This window comes from Nocardia sp. NPDC101769, from assembly GCF_044766925.1.
GTDB lineage: Bacteria > Actinomycetota > Actinomycetes > Mycobacteriales > Mycobacteriaceae > Nocardia.
The window spans coordinates 149,027-172,498 of sequence record NZ_JBIWMX010000018.1 but is presented as its reverse complement, the minus strand read 5'-3'; the positions used below and the strand labels follow the sequence as shown (position 1 = coordinate 172,498).

Annotated in this window: 25 protein-coding genes and 1 riboswitch; of the genes, 8 read left to right on the top strand and 17 right to left on the bottom strand. The window is 69.3% G+C overall.

Annotation, left to right across the window (positions count from 1 at the left end; translation table 11 throughout):
- Nucleotide 1: 1 nt before the first annotated feature.
- On the top strand, nt 2-355 hold the full coding sequence (locus ACIRRA_RS26660) for a recombinase family protein (RefSeq protein WP_402773351.1): 354 nt from the start codon (nt 2-4) through the stop codon (nt 353-355).
- Here the strand turns inward: ACIRRA_RS26660 and ACIRRA_RS26655 are convergent.
- The 8 genes from ACIRRA_RS26655 to ACIRRA_RS26620 all read right to left on the bottom strand — a co-directional run bounded on the left by ACIRRA_RS26655 (nt 339) and on the right by ACIRRA_RS26620 (nt 9,584).
- Nucleotides 339-707, bottom strand: coding sequence for a hypothetical protein (locus ACIRRA_RS26655; RefSeq protein WP_402773298.1), 369 nt, complete (start codon nt 705-707; stop codon nt 339-341). The two genes, ACIRRA_RS26660 and ACIRRA_RS26655, sit on opposite strands and share 17 nt — an antisense overlap.
- Nucleotides 708-1,455: 748 nt before the next feature.
- Nucleotides 1,456-2,688 carry an isocitrate lyase/phosphoenolpyruvate mutase family protein gene (locus ACIRRA_RS26650; RefSeq protein ID WP_402773296.1) on the bottom strand — a complete coding sequence of 411 codons (1,233 nt, stop codon included), beginning with the start codon at nt 2,686-2,688 and terminating at the stop codon, nt 1,456-1,458.
- A gap of 120 nt (nt 2,689-2,808) precedes the next feature.
- A complete protein-coding gene (locus ACIRRA_RS26645) occupies nt 2,809-3,435 on the bottom strand; it encodes a maleylpyruvate isomerase family mycothiol-dependent enzyme (protein ID WP_402773293.1) in 627 nt (208 codons plus the stop codon).
- Nucleotides 3,436-3,736: 301 nt separating this feature from the next.
- On the bottom strand, nt 3,737-4,468 hold the full coding sequence (locus ACIRRA_RS26640) for an alpha/beta fold hydrolase (protein WP_402773292.1): 732 nt from the start codon (nt 4,466-4,468) through the stop codon (nt 3,737-3,739).
- Nucleotides 4,469-4,478: 10 nt separating this feature from the next.
- Complete coding sequence (locus tag ACIRRA_RS26635; RefSeq protein ID WP_402773289.1) at nt 4,479-5,945, bottom strand: UbiD family decarboxylase; 1,467 nt, start codon at nt 5,943-5,945, stop codon at nt 4,479-4,481.
- The gene (locus tag ACIRRA_RS26630; protein ID WP_402773286.1) at nt 5,942-6,541 is read right to left on the bottom strand and encodes a UbiX family flavin prenyltransferase; all 600 of its coding nucleotides are present in this window, start codon (nt 6,539-6,541) and stop codon (nt 5,942-5,944) included. Before ACIRRA_RS26630 ends, ACIRRA_RS26635 begins: the two co-directional genes overlap by 4 nt.
- Nucleotides 6,526-7,842 carry a M20 family metallopeptidase gene (locus ACIRRA_RS26625; RefSeq protein ID WP_402773284.1) on the bottom strand — a complete coding sequence of 439 codons (1,317 nt, stop codon included), beginning with the start codon at nt 7,840-7,842 and terminating at the stop codon, nt 6,526-6,528. Before ACIRRA_RS26625 ends, ACIRRA_RS26630 begins: the two co-directional genes overlap by 16 nt.
- A complete protein-coding gene (locus ACIRRA_RS26620; RefSeq protein ID WP_402773281.1) occupies nt 7,839-9,584 on the bottom strand; it encodes an amidohydrolase in 1,746 nt (581 codons plus the stop codon). Before ACIRRA_RS26620 ends, ACIRRA_RS26625 begins: the two co-directional genes overlap by 4 nt.
- A 107-nt stretch (nt 9,585-9,691) precedes the next feature.
- Between ACIRRA_RS26620 and ACIRRA_RS26615 the strand changes: the two genes are divergently transcribed.
- Nucleotides 9,692-10,279, top strand: a complete 588-nt coding sequence (locus tag ACIRRA_RS26615) for a TetR/AcrR family transcriptional regulator (protein WP_402773279.1) — start codon at nt 9,692-9,694, stop codon at nt 10,277-10,279.
- Nucleotides 10,280-10,379: 100 nt separating this feature from the next.
- Entirely contained in the window at nt 10,380-11,420 is a 1,041-nt protein-coding gene (locus ACIRRA_RS26610) for an NAD(P)-dependent alcohol dehydrogenase (RefSeq protein WP_402773276.1), read from the top strand.
- A gap of 18 nt (nt 11,421-11,438) precedes the next feature.
- Here ACIRRA_RS26610 and ACIRRA_RS26605 read toward each other — a convergent pair whose 3' ends face one another.
- The 3 genes from ACIRRA_RS26605 to ACIRRA_RS26595 form a co-directional block, all read right to left on the bottom strand.
- Entirely contained in the window at nt 11,439-12,668 is a 1,230-nt protein-coding gene (locus ACIRRA_RS26605; protein WP_402773273.1) for a cytochrome P450, read from the bottom strand.
- Nucleotides 12,669-12,678: 10 nt separating this feature from the next.
- Nucleotides 12,679-13,908, bottom strand: coding sequence for a cytochrome P450 (locus tag ACIRRA_RS26600; RefSeq protein WP_402773270.1), 1,230 nt, complete (start codon nt 13,906-13,908; stop codon nt 12,679-12,681).
- Between the two features lie 140 nt (nt 13,909-14,048).
- Nucleotides 14,049-15,107 carry a polyprenyl synthetase family protein gene (locus ACIRRA_RS26595; RefSeq protein ID WP_402773267.1) on the bottom strand — a complete coding sequence of 353 codons (1,059 nt, stop codon included), beginning with the start codon at nt 15,105-15,107 and terminating at the stop codon, nt 14,049-14,051.
- A 312-nt stretch (nt 15,108-15,419) separates the two neighbouring features.
- Here ACIRRA_RS26595 and ACIRRA_RS26590 point away from each other — a divergent pair, with 312 nt between their 5' ends.
- Entirely contained in the window at nt 15,420-16,043 is a 624-nt protein-coding gene (locus ACIRRA_RS26590) for a carbonic anhydrase (RefSeq protein ID WP_402773264.1), read from the top strand.
- Nucleotides 16,044-16,113: 70 nt separating this feature from the next.
- On the opposite strand, the gene ACIRRA_RS26585 is transcribed toward ACIRRA_RS26590, so the two are convergent.
- The gene (locus ACIRRA_RS26585) at nt 16,114-16,899 is read right to left on the bottom strand and encodes a hypothetical protein (RefSeq protein ID WP_402773261.1); all 786 of its coding nucleotides are present in this window, start codon (nt 16,897-16,899) and stop codon (nt 16,114-16,116) included.
- 88 nt (nt 16,900-16,987) lie between these two features.
- Nucleotides 16,988-17,173: a hypothetical protein gene (locus ACIRRA_RS26580; RefSeq protein WP_402773259.1), complete on the bottom strand. Its 186-nt coding sequence runs from the start codon at nt 17,171-17,173 to the stop codon at nt 16,988-16,990.
- A gap of 232 nt (nt 17,174-17,405) precedes the next feature.
- A riboswitch (M-box (ykoK) riboswitch) is annotated at nt 17,406-17,575 on the bottom strand.
- A gap of 271 nt (nt 17,576-17,846) precedes the next feature.
- Between ACIRRA_RS26580 and ACIRRA_RS26575 the strand changes: the two genes are divergently transcribed.
- Nucleotides 17,847-18,380 (top strand): fluoride efflux transporter FluC, encoded by a 534-nt coding sequence (locus tag ACIRRA_RS26575; protein WP_402773257.1) that lies wholly within the window; start codon nt 17,847-17,849, stop codon nt 18,378-18,380.
- Complete coding sequence (gene crcB, locus ACIRRA_RS26570) at nt 18,377-18,736, top strand: fluoride efflux transporter CrcB (RefSeq protein WP_402773254.1); 360 nt, start codon at nt 18,377-18,379, stop codon at nt 18,734-18,736. Before ACIRRA_RS26575 ends, crcB begins: the two co-directional genes overlap by 4 nt.
- Nucleotides 18,737-18,781: 45 nt before the next feature.
- Here the strand turns inward: crcB and ACIRRA_RS26565 are convergent, their stop codons facing one another.
- Nucleotides 18,782-19,669 (bottom strand): alpha/beta fold hydrolase, encoded by an 888-nt coding sequence (locus ACIRRA_RS26565; protein WP_402773251.1) that lies wholly within the window; start codon nt 19,667-19,669, stop codon nt 18,782-18,784.
- 75 nt (nt 19,670-19,744) lie between these two features.
- Nucleotides 19,745-20,209 carry a nitroreductase/quinone reductase family protein gene (locus ACIRRA_RS26560; RefSeq protein ID WP_402773248.1) on the bottom strand — a complete coding sequence of 155 codons (465 nt, stop codon included), beginning with the start codon at nt 20,207-20,209 and terminating at the stop codon, nt 19,745-19,747.
- Nucleotides 20,210-20,277: 68 nt separating this feature from the next.
- Between ACIRRA_RS26560 and ACIRRA_RS26555 the strand changes: the two genes are divergently transcribed.
- Complete coding sequence (locus tag ACIRRA_RS26555; protein ID WP_402773245.1) at nt 20,278-20,484, top strand: hypothetical protein; 207 nt, start codon at nt 20,278-20,280, stop codon at nt 20,482-20,484.
- 447 nt (nt 20,485-20,931) lie between these two features.
- Nucleotides 20,932-21,456, top strand: a complete 525-nt coding sequence (locus tag ACIRRA_RS26550) for a hypothetical protein (protein WP_402773243.1) — start codon at nt 20,932-20,934, stop codon at nt 21,454-21,456.
- Here the strand turns inward: ACIRRA_RS26550 and cbiE are convergent.
- On the bottom strand, nt 21,453-22,697 hold the full coding sequence (gene cbiE, locus ACIRRA_RS26545; protein WP_402773239.1) for a precorrin-6y C5,15-methyltransferase (decarboxylating) subunit CbiE: 1,245 nt from the start codon (nt 22,695-22,697) through the stop codon (nt 21,453-21,455). The genes ACIRRA_RS26550 and cbiE overlap by 4 nt on opposite strands.
- On the bottom strand, nt 22,694-23,455 hold the full coding sequence (locus tag ACIRRA_RS26540; RefSeq protein WP_402773236.1) for an SDR family NAD(P)-dependent oxidoreductase: 762 nt from the start codon (nt 23,453-23,455) through the stop codon (nt 22,694-22,696). The genes cbiE and ACIRRA_RS26540 overlap by 4 nt, the downstream gene beginning before the upstream one ends.
- Between the last annotated feature and the right edge of the window lie 17 nt (nt 23,456-23,472).

Here is a 23,472-nt window from a genome sequence, read left to right as displayed (position 1 = left end):
TATTCCCGAGTTCGACCGGTTCGCCCGCAACATGGCCGAGGCCAGCGACATCCTCACCGGCCTGCGCAACCGCGGCGTACTGTTCGGGCTCAGCCGCGCGATCCATCACTGGAACAACCCGTTCGGCAAGCTGTTCCCGCAAACCCTCACTATGGTCGCCGAGTTCGAGGCCAACCTCGACCATCTACGCACCCGTGAAGGCATGGCCAGGGCCCGAGCGAAGGGTCGGCTCAAGGGCAAGCAACCGAAACTGCCTCTAGCAGCCCGGAAGACGATCCACGACCCCGACGACGACGCGAGTCTGGCCGATCTAGCCGAGGAATACAGCGTCGGCCGCCTCAGCTGCGGTCGGTGATCGGGGACGCGGTGACGTGTTCGGGCCGCCTGCTGTGCGTCAGGTGCGCGAGGAACCAGTCGCGGGTGAGGTCGGCGGCTGTCTCCAGTGCACCCGGCATCGCGGCTTGCGCACGCTGATTCAGTGTCAACGTCGTCGGGTCGTGGCCGCCGACGATCAGTAGGGTCGGTGCTTGGACGCGCGCCAGAGCATTGCGGGCCAGATCTGGTCGGCCGCTGCGGGACACCACGGCGTCGGCGGCGACCCATGGATGGGTCGCCGCGAGCAACGTTGCCGCCGCGCCGGTGTCGGTCCCGAAGTAGCCGCATACCGCGCTGACCGAACCGGCCAGCGCGAGGCAGCGAAAGATCAACGGGCGGTGTCGATCTGAGGCAGGCCGGACCCATTGATTTGCCGAATTCCGTGCATCTGGCGGACCGCCCTCACCCGGCCGCTGGCACATGGGGTACGCCAGATGGGGCTATTGTTCGTTCGCTCAACCGCTTCAGCTCGCGCGGCAGAGCTCACCGCCAGGAAGGCCAATGGATCCTGTTGGAGACTCGCTGCTCGCTCGGCTCATCGATCTCGATCTTGCCTCAGTGGTACCAGCACCAATCGGGGTCCGCGCTTCGCTCGCATACGCCGATACAGACGGCATCGACTGTCCGACCTTCTCAGCTGGGAGCAGAGCAAGGTGGACGAGTCCGGCCACGACCGAAGACGAGCCTCGGAGTAGTCGGTTCGGAGGCCACGCGGTTCGAATCGCAGCCGTAGATTCCCGATGGATCACCCGTTCCGCGGAACCTGCACCGGCCCATACTGTCTCGCTTGCTCACGGGTACGAGCACATCCACTCTAGGGATGCCGAAAGTTAGCTCGACGCGGAAGTTTCCCGGCGTGTCCGATCTGACACGCCGACACCCGGTGCGCGGACCATCCTCGAGCTTCCTCGCCCGCCGAAGTCTCAGATCCGGAGCGACCGGTCTCACGAAAACCTCACGTTTTCAACGAGAAGTGATAGGACGCGCTGAGCGGTGCAACCTGACAACGAGACCGGAAATCATCCCCTGATCAGCGAAGATGAGAACCTTTGGGAAGCGCTCGGTCGACTTGAACGCAGGTTAGGTTGTCGCCGGTTCGACTCGGCCGCCGTCGCGGACCGTGCGTGCGGCGGTCACGGCCGCGTCGAGGGCGGCGCGGTAGAGGAGGGAGCCGGTGCTGACGCGCTTGACGCCGAGGCTCGCCAGGTCGGCGAGTGGGCGTTGGGCAAGGACGTTGAGCGGCACGGGAATTGCTCGAACGAGAGCGGTGATGTCGTCGTCGCGGATGACGCCGGGCACGAAGATACCGTCGGCGCCGGCATCGACGTAGCGGTGCGCGCGATCGAGGGTGGTGTCGTGGTCGCGGCCCAGCCAGTAGGTGTCGACGCGGGCATTGACGAACAGTCCGGGCGCGCCGTCCTTGAGTCCGCGGACCAGGTCCGCGTGTGCGCGTGCATCGCCGGCCGCGTCCTCCACGTTGACCCCGGCGACGCCCAGGTCCCACAGTCGCGCGGCCAGTTCACGCGGATCGGCGCCGAACCCCGATTCGATGTCGACGGTCACCGGGACGGGGAGCCGCACGAGTACGCCTGCCAGCGCGAGGGTTTCGCGCAGTGTCGACCCGGCCTCGTCCGGCAGTCCGTGCGCCGCGGCCACGCCGAAACTGGTGGTGCCGATCGCCGGGTACCCGTCCGCGACCAGCGCGGCCGCCGTGGCGAAATCCCAGACATTGGGCAGCAGCAGCGGCTCGTCCCGATAGTGCAGCTGATGGAAGCGGCCCGCCGCCGCGGCCAAGGACAGCGCGTGTGCACGGCCCGGGCAAGCATGGCGACCGGATCCAAAGGGACGGCCGGTCAGATCGACCTCCACGACCTCACCCGTCTCATCGAGGCGACGAGTGCTGGGCACCGGCGGATTCTCACCGGCGATCAGCGCTGCTGTTGCCGAGCACGCCTGCACCAGAATCCCGATCCGATTCGCGGTCACCTCGTCGGCGACTCCCCCGAACGCGGCGACCAGCCGATCGAGGGCCGCATCAGCGGCCGCGCTCACCGGCCGATGCGGTTGATAGCACTCCGCGACCACCTCGACATCGGCCACCGACACCCGAACACCCAGCGCCGCAGCCAATTCCGCGACGTGATGCCCACGCCCGCGACGCAACGCCACCGCGTCCACCGCCGCCAACTCACGCTCCACGATCGCGCGGCGCCGTGAATGCTCGTCCCCATCACTGAACCGAGCCACCCGCGCACGCAACCACGCCACACCATGCTCGCCGGGCGAAACCCGCGGTATCGGAAGATCCAACATGATCATCACGCTAGAGCCGGAAAGGTTCGGCGTGCACCGAAGTGTCGCGGGCGCCGCCACACCCGGGGCAACATCGTCCTCGGGCCCTGGGCGTGACGGCGTGGCCGGTCCGGGACGGATTCAGAGACGGCTGCGCAGCGTGGGCAAGCCGGGCCCGGTGAGGTCGTCGCAATAGGCGGCTCTCCCCGCCATCGCCATGGTCAAGGCAATCGTTGTTCCGCTGACCAGGGGGCCGGTTCCGGTGGCAAAAGGTCCGTCGGTCGCTTCCAGCCGCAGATCTTCGATCACGCTGCGGCTGCGGACGGTGAAGTCCCGGCCGGCGAAGAACCGGGCGACCTCGGTGACGGCCTCGATCGAGGGCTCGCGCGGCAGTCCCAGCGGACGGCGGATGTCCTGGCCGTGGACGACCACCTCACCGAGCCAGGCAGCCGGGTGCCCGAACGGCGCGGTGGTGCTGGTGATGATCGCCCGGAACCGGTCCAACGTCTCCGCGGGAGTCGCGCCCCGATGCTCGGCCAGCCGCCGGGCATTGTGTTCCTCGAAGTCGAAGCGGGCCCCGAAAACGCTGACCAGCCACCGGATTCGGCCGATACTCGCCGCCGCCGTGAGGTGCGCGACGACCTCCTCCACCGTCCACTGTCCGCACAGCGACCGCACTTCCCACTGCCGATCGTTCAGATCAGCGAGATCATCGGCCAGCGCCGCACGTTCGGCATGAGCCATGGCCCACAGCTCGTCACGAGACATAGCATTCGACACTCGAGGAAACCTCCCAGCTCGGCGCCGCCTGCCGATGAAAGTGCGGTGATGGCCCGGCCATCGACCCGTCACATCTCATCGGCATGGCGGCGGTTCGTCCATCCCCTCTACTGACCGGGCCACTCGCCGAAACTCATCGGCCCACGCTGCTATCCGATGCGCATCGGCGGACACCGGGAGCCGAGCTCGGCAGGGGAACTTGTCATGACCAGCATTCCTGGTGCAGTGCTCGGCGCTGTGCGTTGCGCCGCTGAGTTCGTCGAATCCGGCCAATCGAGATATCGGCGAGCTATCCCACGCGATCCGCGAAATTCAGCAGGTGTGCGGTCAGCTCGGCGGGCGCGGACAGGAATGGGGAGTGCCCGGTGGGCAGGGAGACCGTGTCGGTGATGCCGTCACGCCGGTAGAGGGTCTGCTGAACATTGGCGGGAAGGAGCGCGTCCTCCGAGGTGATCACTCCCAATCGTGGGAGGGCCAGGTATCGGTTGGTGGTGTGGTCGATGCGACTGGTGATGGTCGCGCTCGGCTCGGGGGTGAGCAGCCGGAGCGCGAGGGCGATATCGATTGCGTCGCAGTCGTTGTAGAAGAATCGCGTGGCCGCCTCGGGCTCGATCTCGAAGGTCTCGGCGTCGGAGTCGGCCGAGATGTGGGGACCCAGCGTCACCAGGATGTCCGCCAGGGCCGGATCGGTGGCGAGGGACTGCCCGCCCGCGACCACGTCGGCGGCGATGTAGGCGACCCCCGCGATCCGGTCCGCGTAGTGTTCCGCGGCCGCCTTCACCGTGACGCCGCCCATCGAGTGGCCGACCAGAATCGCCTTGTCCGCGAGCGGATTCAGGACCGATCGCACGCGGTCGAGATAGGCGGCACCGGTCAGGCCCCGGGTGGGCGTGCGGTCCCTGCCGTGGCCCGGCAGGTCGGGTGTCACGACCGTGTGCCCGCGGGATTCGAGCAGCGGCACGATCTTGTACCAGCACCACGCGCCGTGGCTCCCGCCGTGAATCAGCACGAATGTGCTCATACCGACCCCCTCAGTTCTTTCCGCGCAGGTCGATCGGGGTGAGGTTCCATGCGGCGACGCGGTGTTCGATCCGGCGTTTGAGGTCTTCCGGATAGCTGGTCGCGAAGTCGCTTCGCAATGGAATGTCCTGTGGTGCAAGGTCGATCGGCCAGGTGCAGTCGAGCAGGACGTTCGCGCCGCCGGACCCGAGGGCGCGGTGCGGGCCGGGCGGCAGGTAGGGCTGCAAGGGGGCGTTGTAGAAGCCGGGGTAGACGTGAATGTCCCGTTCCGGATGGCATTTGGCCACGATCGCGTGCAGGACGGCGTCGGTGTCCATGGGGTCGACATCGGTGTTCACCACGATGACGTAGGGCGTGAGTTTGCTGCCGGCGGCGTCGGACCAGATGGTGGCGGCGATGCGCTGCGGGAGTCCCGCGATCGGGGTGTCGGTCGAGACGACGACGGCCATCCCATTGCCGGCGCGGGGCACACCGACCTTGTCGATGGGCAGTCTGGCCTGCAGCAGGGCGCGTTTGAAGTTCGCCGCCATCTGGATCTGCGGGAACACCATGTCCATCGGGATGCCCATGCTGCACGTCGGCAGGATCGCCCGGTGCCGATAGGTGATGGCGGTGACGCGCACGACCGGGGCCGGCGCCGGATCGGAGACCAGGTAGCCCGGGTATTCGGCGAACGGCCCCTCGGGCAGGACGTCGCCTGGGGACACCGTGCCCTCGACCACGATCTCGGCGTCGGCGGGGACGGTGAGATCGACGGTTTTGCACCGCACGAGTTCGACCGGGCGGCCGCGCATTCCGCCCGCGATGTCGACCTCCGAGACCCCGGGCGGCGCGCCCGGACCGCCCAGGATCGTGTAGATCGGGTCACCGCCGAAGAACATGGCGTATGGCATGGGCCGGTCGTCGCGGTGATAGGCGGCCATGATCCGGCCGCCGTGGTTGATCTGCGGATGCAGCGTGATGCCGAGCGCTCGGGGGCCGTGGATCATGCCGCGGTAGATGCCCCAGTTGGTCCAGTCGCTGTCGGGGTCCTTGGTGACGCTAACGCCGAAGGTGCCCAGATACCGGCCACCGTCACCGGGGTGGCCGTGGATGGCGGGCAGTCCGGTGAGGTCCGCGTCGTCACCGAGCAGGACATTCTGCTGGCACGCCCCCTCGGCGACGACGACGGGTTCGGTGGTGCGGCCGAATCGTTCGCGATAGCAGTCGATGATGTCGTGCACATCGGTGTCGGCGGGCAGGCCGAGCGCGATCGCGACCCCCGGGAAGGTCGCGAACATGTTGGCCGCCAAGCGCATTCCTGGAATCGAATCCTTGACGCGACTGTAGATCGGTCCGGGCAGCCCGGATTCGAGGAGGTGGCGGTTGATCGCGCCGGCCTCGAGGTACCAGTCGACGGGCTCGTCGATGCCATGCATCAGCCCAGCGACAGTGAGGGTGTCCAGAAATGCTCGGAAATCGGTGCGGGCGTGGTTCATCGGTCCCCTTCGGGAGTGCGCCAGCGGGCGAAAAGGTGGTGGTCGATGCCGAATTGGTCGAGGATCTTGCCGGCGGTCTGCCGGAGCAGGTCGTCGATGGTCCGGGGCCGGTGATAGAAGGCCGGCACCGGTGGCAGCACCGTCGCCCCGGCGAGGGTGACGGTTTCCATGTTCCGGATGTGGATCAGGTTGAGCGGCGTCTCGCGCACCGCCAGCACCAGGGGGCGGCGTTCCTTGAGGGTGACGTCCGCCGCCCGGGCCAGCAGGTTGTCGCCGTGTCCGGTGGCCACGGCCGCGAGCGTGCGCGCCGAACACGGCACCACGGCCATGCCCAGGGTCCGGAACGACCCCGACGAGATGGCGGCGGCCAGGTCGGCGGGGTGGTGGACCACATCGGCCAGCGCTGCCACCTCCTCGACGCTCGAACCGGTTTCGAGCCGGATGCAGCGCCGCGCCCCGTGCGAGATGACCAGATGCGTTTCCACCGCGCGGGATTCGGCCAGCGCGCGCAGCAGGGTGATGCCCAGCTGCGGCGCGCTCGACCCCGAGATGCCGACGACGAGGCGGGGCTTGGGGGCCTTCAATCCGTCCCGCACCAGTCGATCGCGGCTACCGCGTACGTCTTTGCCGCACAGACGAGTTCATCGATCGCGCACCGCTCGTCGACCGCGTGCGCCATGACCAGTCGACCCGGCCCCAGCCCGACGGCGGGGACGCCGGCGGCGGTGAACCAGGTGAGATCGGTGGCCGAAGGGAACGGCCGCACGTCGGGTACACCCGCGAAGGCGGTGTCGAGCGTGGCCCGTTCACGAGCCGCGCAGACCGTCCGGGTGAACGGATGATCCCCGTCGGTGCGCCCGCCCGGATAGTGCATGGGCCAGTCGATGCGCGGCGGGTTGGCGCGCAGCCATGGGTCCTGTTGCGCGATGCCGGCGACCGTCTGCACGATCTCCGACTGGATCTCCGCCACCGGCACCGCCGGCGGATAGAAGATCGCGTAGTCGAGAGTGGTCTCGTCGGGAATGAACGCGACATTGCGGCTACCGCGCGCACCGCCCTCGATCACATCGAGACCGATGGTGAACTGGCCCTTGTCGAACAGCGGATCGACCCGGCTCGCCACCCACTCGTCCTCCAGTCGGCGCAACCCGTCGTGGATGCGCAGGGCCGCGTCGATGGCGCTCGCCGCGACCGGTTCGCCGGGATGCCCGGCCCGCAGGTGGGACCGCATCGACGCGTGCGCCGAACGCCCGGTCACCGAGATGCGCATGACCAGCACGCCGGGCGTGGCGGGCATGACGGTCAGCGGGACGCGGGCGCCGGTCGGTTCGGCGATGATCGCCGCGTCGGCGGTGAAGCCCCGCTCGAGGACCGCGGAGGTCCCCATGTGGTGTTCGAGATTCTCCTCGCCCGCCACGCCCTGCAGGATCAGGTCGCCGCGCAACCGCACCCCGGCCTGCCGTAATGCCATGGCGGCGAACGCCTGCGCGATCAGGCCGCCCTTCATGTCCACCGAGCCCCGGCCCCACACGTGGGTGTCGTCGACGAAGGCGGTGAACGGGTCGTGCGTCCACTGCGCGGCGTCGTCGGCCGGAACGACATCGACATGACCGTTGAAGATCAGTGACCGCCCGCCGCCGCGCCCGGGCAGCACCCCGACGACATTGTCGCGGCCCGGGGCCTTGCCGAACAGTTCGGTCTCCGCCCCGGCCTGCCGGTACAGCCCGGCCAACAGCCCGGAGACCGCCGATTCGCCGCCGGCCAGGTCCTCGTAGTCCTGGTCCGGGTAGGTGGGGTTCACACTGCGGATGGCGATCGCCTCGGCGAGCGCGGCCACCAATTCGTCACGCAGGCCGTCGATCCGAGCGAGCACACGATCCGTCGCCTGGGCGTTCACGCGCGCACCCCCCGCGTCTCGGCGGCAGCCGGCGCGGCGAGATCGCCGCTGTCGTGGACGACCGTGCCGCCCAGATAGGTACGCAGCACCCTGGTGTCCCGCAGGTCGTCGATCGGGCATATCACCGGATCGCGGTCCACGATCACCACATCGGCGTGGTTTCCCGGTGCGAGAGAACCGATTCCGGGCCAGCCGAGCACCTTCGCCGCCCCCGTGGTCCACATGCGCAGCGCGTCGGCGCGGGACACCTTCTGGTCGGGTCCGTCATTGCGGTGGTCGCTGCCGGCGAACCGGTGGGTGTGCGCGAGTTCGATCTGCTCCCACGGGTTCTTCGGTCCCCAATCCGATCCGCCCGCCAGATCCAGGCCGCATTCGGTCAACCGGTGCAGCGGTTCCAGGTCGCGCCAGACGTGCTCGCCCATCCGCTCGCCGTACATCGCACCCTTCCCCCACGCGAAGCCCGCACTGGTGGTGACCTGGAAGCCGAGGTCGGCGTAGCGGCGAGCCTGGCGCCGCGTGATCGTCATGGCGTGCTGCAGAATCCAGCGCCGGTCGCGGAAGTCATGTTCGCGCACAACACGTTCGGCGATGTCGAGGAAGTCGTCGTGCTCACGGTAGGCGCCCAGGCACAGGTTCGCGCGAATGTCGTTGGCGGCGCAGAACCTGACGAACGCCTCCTCCTTCTCCAGCGACACGAAACGCACACCGCGTGTGGGTCGGCCGAACGGATCGGGGTACTTCTCGTAGGTGGCGAAGTAGCCCGAGAAGCAGGGGCCGCCGGGACTCAGGGTGAGACCGTCGACGCGCAGCAGATCGTCGTCGAGATCCGAGGCCAGCTCGGCCAGGTGATGCAGCCGGTCGTCGAACTCGGCGCCGGTCAGCGGATCGAACGGATAGAAGATGACCGACTCGGCATCCAGCGTCGCCTGGACACGCAGGGTCAGCGCATCGGTGGCGCGCAGATGCCGGTACAGCGCAAGGTGTTCCGGTTCCATGGCGTGCCCCTCGTACACGCTGGTCACGCCCTGCGCCGAGTAACGGGCCATTTCCGCCGTCGTCCCGGCGACCGCGTTCGCCACGTCCGGGGGTGGCAGTTTGGTGAGGATCTGACCCCAGAAGGGGTCGTAGGTGTAGTAGTTCGTCACCGGCCCGCGCAGGATCCCGGTCAGGTCGCCGGAGTCGTTCTTGTCGATCTCGACATCGCAGACCCGGTCCGGGATGAACGAGGTGAGCCCGACGGCCCGCAGCCCGGCGGTGTTGAACGCCACCACGTTCGGCATGCGGGGCGCCCAGGCCTGAATGAGGACCGGATGCGCGTCGGTCGCGGTGTCGAGGGTCCACCGATCGGGCAGGCGCCGCTCGAGCAGATCCCGCTCGGAACGGCGGATGAAGTAGTGCGGCTCGCCCACGGGCGTGCACATGATCCACTGCCCCGGCGGCGTGTGCGCAGCCTTGGCCCGGATCCGCGCCACGATGTCCGCGTGATCGACCGCGTCGGTCAGATCCACCAGCCCGCCCGCCAGCATCCCGAAGTGCATGAGGTGCGGGTGGGTGTCGATGAGGCCGGGCAGTACCACGCCGTCGCCGGCCTCGACGTGCCGAGCGTCCGGTCCCGCGGCTGCCCGCATGGTGTCGCGGTCCCCCACTGCCAGAACGCGTCCGCCGGACAGCACGAGTGCCTCGGCGTCCGGGGTGTTCGGATCGAGCGTGTGTACCCGCCCGGTGATGATTGTGTTGGTCATAGCTGTCCTCCGCTGCCAACCGGTTGTGTCTACCGCGCACACCGTACCTCAAGTTTTCTCCATTTGGAGAAGTTTTGTGAATCGAGGTCGACGGTACGATGACCCCCATGACGACGCCCGTGCGCGAGCCGCGGATGGCCCGGGGGGCCGCCCGCCGCGAGGCCCTGCTGGAGGCCGCGATCCGACTACTGGCCCGCGAAGGCGCCCGCGCCGTGACCCACCGCGCCGTCGCCGCGGAGTCGGGAACCACCCACGGCAACGCCCGCTACTACTTCGGCACACTCGACCAACTGCTCGACGAAGCCCTGCGCCAACTGGCCGCCCGGCAGATCGACGAGGTCCGCGCCCTGTTCGACGGCCTGCCCGATGTGGATGTCCCCCAACGGATTTCACGCCTCGTCGACTACGTGACCGGAACCCTCGCCGGGGACCGCGACGCCGCGGTCGCCCGCTACGAGTTCTTCCTGGAAGTCGCGCGCCGCCCCAACCTCCGGGCCAGCCTCGACGAATGGGGAGCCACCCAGCGCGCCGCCTTCGCCGCTGAACTCCGCGGCGCCGGCACCACCGACCCCGAGGCCGCCGCCGCCGACCTCCTCACGCTCGTCAACGGCCTGGTCCTCGAGCAACTCGCCCTGCCCACCGACGATTTCGAATCCGCCCGCCTCCGACCGGCCATCGCCCGCTTCTTCCCCTGAGGCCGCGCGCCCCTCCGCGAGATCGACCGGACCAGCCCGAGTTCTTGCCGCCCCGCGCGACCATGCACGACCTGAGCCGTTCGACCGGAAGGAAGGCGCCATGAAGGCTTTGCAGTACGTCACCGTGGGCATGGAACCGGAGGTCCGGGAGATACCCACGCCCGAACCCGGCCCCGGACAGGTGCTGTTGCAAGTGACCGCGGCGGGCGTGTGCCACTCCGATGATTTCGTGATGTCCCGGCCCGCAGAGGCATTCGGGTTCGAGCTGCCACTGACCCTCGGGCACGAGGGGGCGGGCACGGTGGCCGCGGTCGGGGCCGGGGTGCGTGGGCTGGAGCTGGGCACCAATGTCGTGGTGTACGGCCCGTGGGGGTGCGGCACCTGCTGGTTCTGTGCGCAGGGCCTGGAGAACTATTGTTCGCGCGCCGCCGAATTGGGGATCTTCCCGCCCGGCCTGGGTGCGCCGGGTGCGATCGCCGAGTACATGATCGTCGATTCGCCGCGGCATCTGGTGCCGATCGGGGACCTGGATCCGGTGGCGACGGTGCCGCTCACCGATGCCGGGCTCACCCCGTATCACGCGATCAAGCGGTCGCTGGGTAAGGTGCGCGCCGGTTCGTGGGCCGTGGTGATCGGCAGCGGCGGCCTCGGGCACGTCGCGATCCAGTTGCTGCGGCACCTGACCCCGGCGCGCGTCATCGCCCTCGACGTCTCCGACGACAAGCTCGAGTTCGCGAAATCCGTTGGGGCACACGAGGTGGCGCTGTCGAACGATCGGGCGGCCGAGAATGTCCGCAAGATCACCGGCAGCACCGGGGCGAGCCTGGTGCTGGATTTCGTCGGCTGTCAACCGACCGTCGACATCGCGATGGCGGTGGCGGGGGTGGATTCCGATGTGGCCCTCATCGGCCTCGGCGACGGAAAGTCCGCGGCGCGAGTCGGATTCGGCATCAGCCCGTACGAGGCGGCGGTCACCGCCCCGTACTGGGGCTCACGCAGTGAACTGATCGAGCTGATCGATCTCGCACACGAGAGTGCCCTCGAGATCGCGACCGAGCGCTTCGGTCTCGACGAAGGCCCGGAAGCCTATCGGCGGCTGGCGGCGGGCACGCTGCGCGGCCGCGCCGTCATCGTGCCCTGACACCGCCGCCTGCGCGGACTACCGGTCGGCCGTGAGACGGACGGGCAGCGAGGCGTGCCCGTTGGAGATGAAGCTGGGCAGAGCGGAGAGTTCGTCCACCGGGACGGCCAGGCGCAGATCCGGGAAGCGGTGGAAGAGCTGCGGGAGCGCGATATTCGCCTCCAGGCGGGCCAGGGGCGCGCCGAGGCAGTGGTGGACGCCGTGACCGAAAGCCATGTGGCTCTTGTTCTCCCGGGTGAGGTCGAATTCGGTGGCGGTGTCGCCGTGCACCTTCACGTCACGGCCGGGGGCGGCGTAGCAGACGATGATGGGGTCACCCTTGGCGATGTGGACGTCCTCGTAGTCGATGTCCTCGACGGCGAACCGCAGCGGGGCGTGCACGACCGCGGTCTCGAAACGCAATGACTCCTCGACCAGTTCGGGCCAGGCGACCTCCCCGGCGCGCAGCGCCTTCAGCTGATCGGGGTGGCCGAGGGCGGCGGTGATGGCCTGGTCGAGCAGGTTGATGGTGGTCTCGTGGCCGGCGCTGATGACCAGCAGCAGAGTGTCGACCAGTTCCTGCTCGGCCAGCCGCGAACCGTCCTCGTCGTCGCGGGCGGCGATGAGCGCGCTGGTCAGGTCGTCGCCGGGCTCGGCGCGCTTGCGGGCGACGAGTTCGCCGAGCAGGCGGTAGAGCTCGAAGAAGTGGGCCGCCGCTTCCTCCGCGCCGAGGGTGGTGTCGAACAGCCCGTCCGCGCAGACCCGCAGGCCGGGCAGCATTTCATCCGGGACGCCCATCAATTCGGAGATGACGCGGATGGGCAGCCGGTAGCAGAACGCCTCGCGCAGGTCGACCACCTCACCGGCGGGCAGAGCGGCCAGCGCGTCGAGCAGTTCCGTGGTGATGGCCTCGATCCGCGGCTGCAGGGCGGCGCTGCGGCGCGCGGTGAAGGCGGGCGCGACGAGCTTGCGCAGTCGCCGGTGGTCGGCGCCGTAGGCGGTGAACATATTGTTCACCGCCACCCACGCGAACAGCGGCCAGTCGGACTGCACCTCACCGTTGACGAACGCGGGCCAGTGCTGACGCGCGTCCTTGGAAACGCGGGCATCGGCGAGCAGCAGTTCGAGCAGGCGGGTATCGGTGACCGACCATGCGCGCACCCCGCCGGGCAGCTCCACCAGGGTGGCGGGCCCGCGCTCGCGGAGCCGCTCGATCTCGCCCTGGGTGTCGACGCCGGTGGGGTCGAGGGTGATGGGTTCGGCGGTCATGGTGTTCTCCTCAGTTCACGTGCATGGGCAGGGCCGGCGGGAAAACGACGGGGAGTGCGCTCAGCGCGCGATGGAAAGGCCCCGGCCGCCAGATCAATTCGGCATCGGGCACGGCGAGCCGCAGTTCCGGGAGTGCGTCGAGCAACTGGTCGATGGCGTCCTGGGCGATGAGGTAGGCCGGTGACCGGGCCGGGCAGGCGTGCGGTCCGACGCTCCATGCGAGATGCGCGCGGTTGTCGGTGAATTCGCGCGCGCCGACCGCGGGATCGTTGTTGCAGGCCGCCATGCTCACCACCACCGGCTGATGCGCGGGTAGCCACACGCCGTCGACGAGAATCGGATGTCGCGGATAGCTGACGCAGTAGTTGGCGCCGGGCGGGTCGGTGAACAGCACCTCGTCGAGAGCGCCGCGGGTGGACATGCTGCCGCCCAGCAGGCTTCCCGCGAACCGGGCGTCGGTGAGCATGAGCCGCAGGGTGTTGACGATCAGGTTCTGCTCGGGTTCGATGCCCGCGCCGTAGAGGGTGGCGATCTGGTGGATCATCTCCTCGTCGGTGAGCTCCGCCGAGTGCGCGATCAGCCGCGACACGACATCGTCGCCGGGCTGGGCGCGTTTGAGCACGACCAGCTCCAGCACACCCGAGGTGATCATCTGGTTTCCGGCCTCGGCGTCGACGCCCTCCCAGATCGCCGCCTGACCGGCCGCGATGCGCTGCCCGATGGCCGGCGGGCAGCCCAGCAGCGCGTTGATCACGTGGAACGCGAGCGGAAACGCGTACTGCGACACCAGATCCGCGCTCCCGTCCGCGCAGAACGCGTTGATCAGCGGTACCGCGACCCGTTCCACGGTGGCGTGCAGGGCGTGCGGATCCACCGCGTCGAGTGCGGCCACATTGGCCGCCCGGTACCGCCGGTGATCGGATCCGCTGCTGCGCAACGCATTGGGCCGCCATTCGAGCATCGGCATGACCGGGCTGTCCGGCGGCGCGGTGCGCTGCCACACGCGCGGATCGGCGGGAAAATGCTCCGGGTCGTTGAGGATTCGCAGGGCGGTCCGGTACCCGATCACCAGCGTGGCCGGCACTCCCGGCGCCAGCTCCACCGGCGCCAGCGTGCCGAACCGCGCCCGCAGTTCACGATAGATACGGTGCGGATCCGCCGCGAACTCGGGCGAGTAGAGCGGCACGCGTGATTCCACACCCACGGCCTGTGCCCCATCGGCAACGCCGCCATGCGTCATAGCCAGTCAATTCTCTTGTGCTCCAGCCGATCCCGGGACCAGCCTTCGCCACCGTAACAGAGGAACCGGTCTACCCGACGGCAACGAGCCAGAACGGCGAACTCGCGCGGCGCGGGCTGCGAGGCGGCCGCCGTCGCGCCTCAGCCGATGATCATGTCGGCGGCGGTGCGCAGTCCCGCCACCGCGAATTCGGGAATCCGGGTGTCGTCGAGTGCGGTCCCGATCAGGATCCGGCGCTGCCGGATCATCCGCTCCACTTCGAAACGTGCCGTGACGGAGAGGATGTCGCGGCAGAGCGCGGCGCCGGACTCGTCCAGGCGCGCATTGCCCACCAGCCCGGCCAGGTGGTCGCGGCGTTCGGGGGTGGCATGCCGCAGGGCCAGGGCGAGCAGGACGGTGTGCCTGCCCTCGCGCAGATCCTGCAGGCCGGCGTGACCGACCGGCTCGACATCGTGGAAGACGTTGCGCAGTTCGTCCTGCAACCGCGCGGCCTCCCCCAGCGGGCAGGCGTAGGCGGTCAGCGCCCCCATCACGTCCGCATCCGCGTCGGCCAGCGCCGCGCCGACGTGCAGCGGCCGCTCCACCATGCACGCCACGGTGCGATAGCGCAGGATCTCCAGCGCCTGATCCAGATCCGAGGTCGGGCGGCCGCTGGTGACCAGTTCCAGGTAGCGGCCGTAGTTCACCTCGGTGCGCAGCGTGTCGAGCACCGACGCGGCCGCCGCGCTCTGCGCCGGGGAGAGTCCGGCGCCGTGCAGCAGCTCCTGGGCCCAGCCCAGGCCGCAGTCGCCGAGGACGATGGCACTGCGCGCACCGAACCGCTCGGCCGCGTGCCCGTCCCGGACCCTCCGGCTGCGGTCGGCGGCGATCCGATGCACGGTGGGCCGCCCGTCGCGGGTGTCGCGATCATCGAGGAGGTCGTCGTGGATCAGCGTGGCGGTGTGCAGGAGTTCGACCGCGGCCGCGGTCCGCACCACCGCGTCCGGCAGGTCGATCCCGCCGCCCGCGTACCAGCCGAGGACACAGAACAGGGACCGGATCCGGTTCCCGCGGGCGAACAGGAAGGAGCGGACCGCCCCGACCACGTCCGCGGGCAGCCGGCAGGCCGCCGCCGAGTCGGCCTTCCGGTCGAGGAATTCGTGCAGGGCGGCATCGATCCGCACGCGAATCGCGCCATGGTCGAGGGGTGAATCGGTCACGGCCGACACCGTCATCACAGTCTCCAATCCCGCGCGCCGAAAACATCGAACAACTCCACCGCCCGGCGGGGCCGAACGGGACTGAAACCAAAGAGATTGTAATGGATATCGCGGAGGTGGGTAAACCTTCACCGCGCCACGCCAGGCGACCACCGGTCTCGATGCGTCACGAATCCCTTTGTTGCGCAGACCAATAGACGCAATGATGGTCGCGCGCCCGTCGAAATCCGCGCGTCACTGGACCGAACGTCCGAAACACGAACGGACGGGGTGGGTCGGTGCGCTCGATCACCAATGTGCAGAATCGGACATATGCCTCACTCCAATCCGATCAGCGCCTGGAAATCTCTTCGCGAAGGCAACGAGCGTTTCATGCGGGGCACCCAGGTCCATCCCAGCCAGGGCGCCGGTCACCGCGCCGAGTTGGTCGGCGGCCAGCACCCCACCGCCATTCTGTTCGGCTGCGGCGATTCCCGGGTTGCCGCCGAGATCATCTTCGACCAGGGCCTCGGCGACATGTTCGTGGTCCGCACGGCCGGGCACGTCATCGACAGCTCGGTGCTGGGTTCCATCGAGTACGGCGTGCAGGTGCTCAATGTCCCGCTGATCGTGGTGCTCGGCCACGACAGCTGCGGTGCCGTCAAGGCCACCCTCGACGCGCTCGACGGCGGGGCGGTCCCGGGCGGGTTCATCCGCAGCCTCGTCGAACGCGTCACCCCGTCGATCCTGCTCGGCCGCCGTGAGGGCCTGAGCACCGTCGACGAGCTCGAGGCCCGGCACGTGGCCGAGACCAGCCGCGTGCTGATGGAGCGCTCGCAGATCATCTCGCACGCGGTCGACGCCGGCCGCTGCGCCATCGCGGGCGTCACCTACCGGCTCGAGGACGGCCGCGCCCACCTCAACCAGGTCATCGGCAATATCGGCGAACAGCCCTGAAACCTGCCGCGCGTGGATTCGACGCCGTGGCAGGTTTCCCGAACCGTCAGCGCCGCAACCCGTCCCGACGTCACGGATGCGCGCCGGCCGGCCGCACCCGGTCCTGACGGCGCGCGAGCACCGCGATGAGCACGAGCATGGGGACGGCCGCGGCGAGGGTGACCCAGCCGGTGCCCAGGTTCAGACCATCGCTGCGGTCGGAGGCGAGCCAGTCGGTCACCGAGGCCCCCAGCGGACGGGTGACCACGTAGGCGGCCCAGAAGGCGAGCACCGGATCGATCCCGCCCAAGCGCCAGGCCAGCGCCGGCACCGCGATCGCGACGGCGAACAGCACCGACGACACCAGGTAGCCCAAATGCAGTGCCGCGGCGGTGAAGTCGCCGGCGACGGTGCCGAGCGCGAAGGTCACCACGACCGTGGTCCAGTAGAAGCCTTCGCGCCGGCGGGTATCGATACTGTGCACGTCCAGGGTGCCCTCGACGCGGTACCAGAGCAGCAGCACGCCGGCGAGCAGGGCCAGGAACAGCACGGTCGATACGCCCAGTGGAATTCCGACCACGAAATCCACGATGTCGGCGACCATGGTGCCGAAGATGGCCACCATGACCACGGCGGTCCAATAGGTCCAGACGCGGTAGCGGGGTGCGCGGATCTGGGCGGCCAGGCTCACGGTGAAGAGCACCAGCGCACCACCGACCGCCAGCGGCGGCGGCAGATGCTTGACGAGGAAGTCGGAGAAGGTTTCTCCCATTCCGGTGGAGAGCACCTTGATCACCCAGAACAGCGCGGTGATCTGCGGAACCTTGACGGGCAGCCCGGCCCGGGCCGAATCGGGAAGTGTCACACGGTTTGTCACGCCGACACTGTGCCGACCGGCCGCTGAGAAACCGCTGTGAAGACTCCGTCCCGCCGTGGCCGCGGACGTCGCCCGCGGCCGCGAGGGCCTACGCGTGGTAGGGGTGACCGCCCAGCGAGGCGGTGTGGACCGCGACCCGGGAGCGGGCGATGCGCAGGTTGGCGCGCTCGGATTCGGTGAGGTGGTGGCGCGCACGAACCCGGCGCGCGGAGTCGCCGAGCACCGACAGGACGGTCAACGGGGTACGGGTACGCGGAAATGCGATGACGGCCATGAGAGAACTCCTTCGGAGGATCGGCCTGCCACGGAACTCCGAATGCTTCAGGAAGCGCTCAGCGCGCGGCAAGCCAGGAACGACAATGGTTTTCGAACCGGACTGGGGGGCGGACTATCGCCGGAACTCATTCGTCCCTCACCTCCTTGCCGCCGGGACGCACGCGCGTCGACCACATCTACGGGTGTCGCACCGGGTGAAGGGAAGACCAATGCCACGAACAGTGACATCGCGGGCACCCCTCTCGTCAGAGCTTCGGCACTGCACGACGTATCCCTTCGCGGGAAGCCACTTCGGATCACCCCTTAATCCGGGGAGATCTGTCCTAACCCTGGGCGTCTCTCGACGTCGTCGGATCAGTGGCCTGTGTTCGTACAGGAGCCTCGCCTAGCGAGGTGCTGACCGACCCATACTGAACCCGGGACGCGACCGAGTCAAATCCCCCGGCGCTCGAAGTCGTCGATTTCACCGCCCGCAGCTGGGCTATTCTCCCGCAGCGATCGTGATCTCACCCACATCGTCAGCGGAGACCGGAGCAGGCTCGCTATCCTGTCCGGTGATGCGGCGGTGGGGCTCGCCGCTCCGGACTCACGGAACAACCGCGGCCACCGGCCGCCAACAGTCCCTACCCCACCATGACCCCCCTCGGGGTGCGCTGGAGTAGGAGACGTGTGTGAGCAGTGAGCTGGATTCGACCGACAATGTCGAGACCTTCGAAGTCGAGACCTTCGAGCCGATCGACCCCGATGTCGATCTGCATCAACCCGGGCAACAGCAGGAACTGTCGCGATCGCACGGCGCGATCCTGGCCGTGATCTCGATCGGCGGGGCGCTCGGCGCGCTGGCCCGATACGGGCTCGCACTGGAGTGGCCCACCCCGGTCGCCGGATTCCCGTGGGCCACCTTCCTCACCAATGTGGCCGGCTGCTTCCTCATCGGCGTGCTGATGGTGATCGTCACCGAGACCGTCACCGCCCACCCGCTGGTGCGCCCGTTCCTCGGCGTCGGCATCCTCGGCGGATTCACCACCTTCTCGACCTACGCCAACGAGACGCGCGGACTGCTGCAACCAGGCACGGTCGCAACGGCATTCACCTACATGGCCGCCACCCTGGTGTGCGCGCTGCTGGCGACCCTGGCCGCGGTCCGCCTCACCCGCGCGGCCTGCACCCACCAGACCGCCCGACGCCGGGAGGCCACCGCATGACCGCGCTGCTCGTCATCCTCGGCGCGATGGTCGGCGCCCCGGCACGGTATCTCACCGACCGCGCCATCCAGACCCGCCACGACAGCGTCTTCCCCTGGGGCACACTGACGGTCAACCTCACCGGCTGCCTGATCCTGGGCTCGCTCACCGGCGCCGCGGTGTCGTCGCCCACCTACGCGCTCGTCGGCACCGGATTCTGTGGCGCACTGACCACGTACAGCACGTTCGGCTACGAGACCATTCGTCTCGCCGAGCAGCGCTCGTATCTGTACGCCACGCTCAATGTCGCCGTGAGCGTCATTGCGGGGCTCGGCGCGGCGCTGCTCGGTTACACCACCGCCCACGCACTGGGGTAGGGCGCCAACACATCTCGATTGCACCGCTGCCCGACGCCCGCCGGGTTACGGCGCCCTGCCGATTTCGAGGGAGCCGAGGATGTCGGCCGGGCGGTCGACGAACAGCAGGTGGCCCGCGCCGGGCACGAGGTGCAGCCGCGCGTCCGGGAGCGCCGCGGCGAGCCGCCGGGCATCGGCGGCGGGGACATTGCCGTCGGCCTCGCCGTGCCACACCTGCACCGGCACGGTCACGTCGGACAGCCGGAATCCCCATTCGCGGGTGAAGACCAGGCGAATGTCGGTCGCGAAGCCTCGGCTGCCCTGCTCGAAACTGCGCCGCAGATTGGCCTCCAGCTTGCCGGCCAGTTCGGGATCACCCTCGATCCGCTCGCGATCCACGTCCGCCATCTGCGCGACCAATCCCGCGACCCCCTTCCGCCGGCGGATCACCAGCGACATCTCCATCGCCATCGGATGCACCAGAAAGGGGGCCCGCCGCAGGACGTTCAGCCCGCGCCGACGCCGGCGCGCCGCCGGATCGAGGTCCGCGGCTTCGGCCTGTTCACCGAACGGCGCGGGCGCGGAAATGAGCGCCACGCCCGTCACCCGGCCGGGCAGCCCGGCCGCGACGGCCAGCGCGAACGGCCCGCCGCCGCTCACCCCGACGACCCCGAACCGCCCCAGCCCCAGCCGATCCGCCAGCGCGGCCACCGTGCCGACCCAGTCCGCCACCCGATCCCCCGCGGGCAGCGACGATTCCGCCATTCCGGGCCGGTCGACCGCGACGACGCGAATCCCCGCCGCTATCCCGGCCGCGTCGAAAGCCTCACCCTCCAAATGTGTTCCGGGTACGCCGTGGCAGTACAGGACCGGTATTCCATCTCCCGCGCCGTACTCGGCGTAGCTCACCCGGCAGTGCGGCAAGGCAATCGTTCGCGACGCGGCGGCACTCACCCGGAGCAGCCTAGGCCAAACCTGGCCCCAGCCGGCCGACCAATCATGTTCCACACCTGCCGGGTCGCGCCGGCGTCACCTGGGTTCGAGAAGGACGACCGGTATCACCCGCTGTCCTGCCTGCCGCTGATAGAACGCGAAATCCGGCACCGCCGCAACGAACTCCGGCCACAGCCGGTCCCGTTCGCCCGGATCGGCCACCCGAGCCCGCACCGGCAGCACCTGGCCGCCGATCTGAATCACGGTGTCCGGATTGGCCTTCAGATTGTGGAGCCAGGCCGGATGAACGGGCTGGCCGGCCTTGGACGCCGCGATCGCCACCGCGTCCCCGGCCTTCACGTAGATCACCGGCGACGTACGCCGCACGCCGCTCTTCGCCCCGACATGATCGACCAGCAGGATCCGCGCGCCACGGCGACCGGGCAGGTGCCCGCCCAGCCTCCCCCGCGACCACCGATAGACGCGGACATGGACCTTCGTGGATCGACGCCCGGCATAGACGCCACGGCGGTTCGCGAATTGCGCACCGGCGGAAACCATTCGAGCGAACAGTGGCATGACGCCAGTAAACACACCTGGCGCCGCGCGCGCAGGCGGCGCGCACGGCCGTGTCCCGCGTTCCTCTCGACGCCGCGCTCACCCGCCTCGGGATCACCCCGGCCGATGCCGGTGCCGCCGGCTGGAATACGGCGGTCCTGCTGGCCGAACTGGGATTCGGTCATGCCCTCGTGCCCACGCTTCCCTACGACGCCGCTGCGGACAGACCGGTCCGGTTCCTGCCCTTGCCCTTCCCGTCACCGCTGACGGTCGGGTAGGCGGTGCGCCGCTGGGAGGCGCTCGCTCCCCTGACGCGTACCTTCGCAGGCCCGGTGACTCAGGGGCTTCGCAGCGACCACCCCGGCCCTACTGCCGCGGATCTTCCGCCACGAGCGACCTCCCCGCTACATGATTCAACACGCCTGACCAGCGTCCTTGCCAGATCCGCGGAAGGCCTGGACTATCGAAGGGGACGGGCTCGACGTGGTCGAGAAGTATTGGGGCAGGGTGGCCCACGAGTGCCATGTGATGAAACTCAATGGGTTGCCCCGTGTGTCGCTTTTGCGCCGCAGTGCCGGACCGACTCACGGTGAGATGGTCGCCGCCCAATGAGCGAATATATGGCAAACGCTGTGTGGCGCCGCCGCACCGCCTCGCTCCGCGCCCGACACCGAGCCCGGCAGTGGAATTCGGCAGTGGAATTCGGCACGGAAGGATCGAAGGCGATGACCGACATGATGATCGACCCGGCGGCCGCGCGCACCCAGTTCGCCCACCCCGCGGCGGCGGCACCCGCCCCGATACCGGTGCGCGGCGAAATCTCCGGCCCGGCCGCCGTCTGGCAGCAGGCGAAAACGGTACTGGTGACCCGGACAGCGGGTCCGCGCCAGCTGATCACCGTGCCACGGCTCGTGGTCCCCATCGGCGACAACGGTCTCGCCTTCCGGACCTCGTCGTACTCCACCGAGGCCGAGCAACTCGCCGAGGACGGCCGGGTGCTGGTGCAGCCCGGCGACTGGCGCGGCCATCCCAAACTCGGTTCCCGCCAGCTCCAGGGCACCGCCCGCCTCGTCACCGCGGGTACCTTCGTGCCCCGGGTGCAGACCGAGATCGAGGCCAAGTACGGGTGGCGCACCGCCCTCGCCCGGGCCGCGCACCGCCTCGCCAACGGGAACGCGCCCTACGGCAACCTCACCGTGCTGGTGACCGTGTTCGAGCCCGGCCCGCTCGCCCTGCCCCCGATCGATTAGCCCTCTGCCGCAACGGGTTTCACGGCCGACCACTGGGTCACCGGCAGCTGTGGCCGCCAGGCGGTGAAGCCGCCCAGCGGCTCGGCCCGATAGACCTGGAAGCGGCGCAGGGCACCGCCGTGCCGCTCGGCCAGGTGCAGCAGCAGCGCATCGGATTCGGCGGTCACCGCACTCGCGACCAGCCGGCCGCCCGGGCGCAGCCGCTCCCAGCAGGCGTCGAACATGCCGTCCTGGGTCAGGCCACCGCCGATGAACAGTGCGTCCGGCGCAGGCAGCTGCGCGAACGACTCCGGGGCCGCGCCGCGCACCTCCACACCCGGAACGCCCAGGACCGTGGCATTGGCCGCAATCTGCTTGCGGCGGTTCTCCATTCGCTCGAACGCGACCGCGCGGCACGCCGGGTTCGTACGGCACCACTCGATGGCGATGGTGCCCGAACCGCCCCCGACATCCCACAGCAGCTCGCCCGGTGCGGGCGCCAGCGCCGCGAGCGTCAGCACCCGCACCTCGGCCTTGGTGAGCTGACCGTCGCCGCTGTACACCTCGTCGGGCAGGCCCGGCATCCGCGTCAGGCGCGGCGACACCCGATCGGAGACACCGTCGATGGCCACGATGTTCAGCGCATCCCCGGCCGGGTGGTCCCACTGCGCGGCGGTGCCGTGCACGATCCGCTCGTCCGGCCCGCCGAGCTGTTCCAGCACCGTGAGCGCCGACCTGCCGAAGCCATTGCGCGCCAGCAGCTCCGCGAGCTGTGCCGGAGTGTGCTGGTCGGAGCTCAACACCAAGACCCGGCGCCCGCCGGACAATTCCGGGAGCACCGTCTCCACGCGCCGCCCGACCGCGCTCACCACCGGTGTCTCGTTGAGCGCCCAGCCCAGCCGCGCGCACGCCAGCGACGCCGACGACGGCTGGGGCAGCACCCGCAGGGCCTGCGCCCCAAGCAGTTTCGTCAAGGTCACGCCGATACCGAAGAACATGGGGTCGCCGCTGGCCAGCACACCGAGCCGCCGCCCCGCGTACCGTTCCAGCAGCCGCGGCAGCGCGGGCACCAGCGGCGAGGGCCACGGCACTCGTTCTGCTCTCGCCGCGTCCGCGGGGATCAGCACCAATTGCCGTGCGGAGCCGAGCAATACCTCGCACGCGGCGATCTCGCGCCGCGCCGCGCCGCCCAGACCGTCCCAGCCGTCAGCGCCGATCCCGATCACCGGAATCGGCACCAGAGGGCGCGAGGTTCCGGTCATCGCGGCATCCGGCGCCACACCGAATACGGCACATAGCGCATGGCCACGAACAGCAGCCGAATCCGCCGCGGCACCGCCACCTCCCGCCCCCGCCGATACAGCCCCGCCACCACCGCGTCGGCCACCTGATCGGGTGTGCTCGACAGCGGCGCGGGCTCCATCCCGGCCGTCATGCGCCCGATGACGAATCCGGATCGCACCATGAGCAGGTGAACTCCGCTGCCGTGCAACGCCATCTGCATCCCGGTCGCGAATCCGTCCAGGCCGGTCTTGGCCGAGCCGTAGACGTAGTTCCCGCGCCGCACCCGCACACCTGCGATGGAGCTGAACACCACGATCTGACCGTCGCCCTGCTCGCGCAGCAGATTCGCCAGACTGGTGAGCACGCTGACCTGGGCGACGAAATCGGTCAGCACGATCTCGACCGCGTGCGCCGGATCCTCCTCGGCCCGAGCCTGATCCCCGAGAATCCCGAACGCCACCACCGCCACGCCGATGCGTCCGTGCTCGGCGATGATCTTCTCCAGCAGCGGCTGGTGCGACGCCATGTCGTCGGCGTCGAACTCGACGCAGTGCACCGCCGCCGCCTCGGCGATCAGCAATTCCTTCGTCTGTTCCTGTAGCTGGTCACTGCGGCGCGCCGCAAGAATCACGACCCGGCCGGGCGACAGCCGTCGCGCCACCTCCAGCCCGATCTCACTGCGCCCGCCGAGCACCAGCACGACGCCCTTGTCGACGTCCCGCGATCCGAAACCCATGGCCCACAGTTTGCCAC

Bases quoted from the DNA above. Each gene is read 5' to 3' on its own strand.
- ACIRRA_RS26650 (WP_402773296.1), bottom strand. From the start codon at position 2,688: ATGTTGGATCTTCCGATACCGCGGGTTTCGCCCGGCGAGCATGGTGTG.
- ACIRRA_RS26645 (WP_402773293.1), bottom strand. From the start codon at position 3,435: ATGTCTCGTGACGAGCTGTGGGCCATGGCTCATGCCGAACGTGCGGCG.
- ACIRRA_RS26640 (WP_402773292.1), bottom strand. From the start codon at position 4,468: ATGAGCACATTCGTGCTGATTCACGGCGGGAGCCACGGCGCGTGGTGC.
- ACIRRA_RS26635 (WP_402773289.1), bottom strand. From the start codon at position 5,945: ATGAACCACGCCCGCACCGATTTCCGAGCATTTCTGGACACCCTCACT.
- ACIRRA_RS26620 (WP_402773281.1), bottom strand. From the start codon at position 9,584: ATGACCAACACAATCATCACCGGGCGGGTACACACGCTCGATCCGAAC.
- ACIRRA_RS26615 (WP_402773279.1), top strand. From the start codon at position 9,692: ATGACGACGCCCGTGCGCGAGCCGCGGATGGCCCGGGGGGCCGCCCGC.
- ACIRRA_RS26610 (WP_402773276.1), top strand. From the start codon at position 10,380: ATGAAGGCTTTGCAGTACGTCACCGTGGGCATGGAACCGGAGGTCCGG.
- ACIRRA_RS26605 (WP_402773273.1), bottom strand. From the start codon at position 12,668: ATGACCGCCGAACCCATCACCCTCGACCCCACCGGCGTCGACACCCAG.
- ACIRRA_RS26600 (WP_402773270.1), bottom strand. From the start codon at position 13,908: ATGACGCATGGCGGCGTTGCCGATGGGGCACAGGCCGTGGGTGTGGAA.
- ACIRRA_RS26590 (WP_402773264.1), top strand. From the start codon at position 15,420: ATGCCTCACTCCAATCCGATCAGCGCCTGGAAATCTCTTCGCGAAGGC.
- ACIRRA_RS26580 (WP_402773259.1), bottom strand. From the start codon at position 17,173: ATGGCCGTCATCGCATTTCCGCGTACCCGTACCCCGTTGACCGTCCTG.
- crcB (WP_402773254.1), top strand. From the start codon at position 18,377: ATGACCGCGCTGCTCGTCATCCTCGGCGCGATGGTCGGCGCCCCGGCA.
- ACIRRA_RS26560 (WP_402773248.1), bottom strand. From the start codon at position 20,209: ATGGTTTCCGCCGGTGCGCAATTCGCGAACCGCCGTGGCGTCTATGCC.
- ACIRRA_RS26550 (WP_402773243.1), top strand. From the start codon at position 20,932: ATGACCGACATGATGATCGACCCGGCGGCCGCGCGCACCCAGTTCGCC.
- cbiE (WP_402773239.1), bottom strand. From the start codon at position 22,697: ATGACCGGAACCTCGCGCCCTCTGGTGCCGATTCCGGTGATCGGGATC.
- ACIRRA_RS26540 (WP_402773236.1), bottom strand. From the start codon at position 23,455: ATGGGTTTCGGATCGCGGGACGTCGACAAGGGCGTCGTGCTGGTGCTC.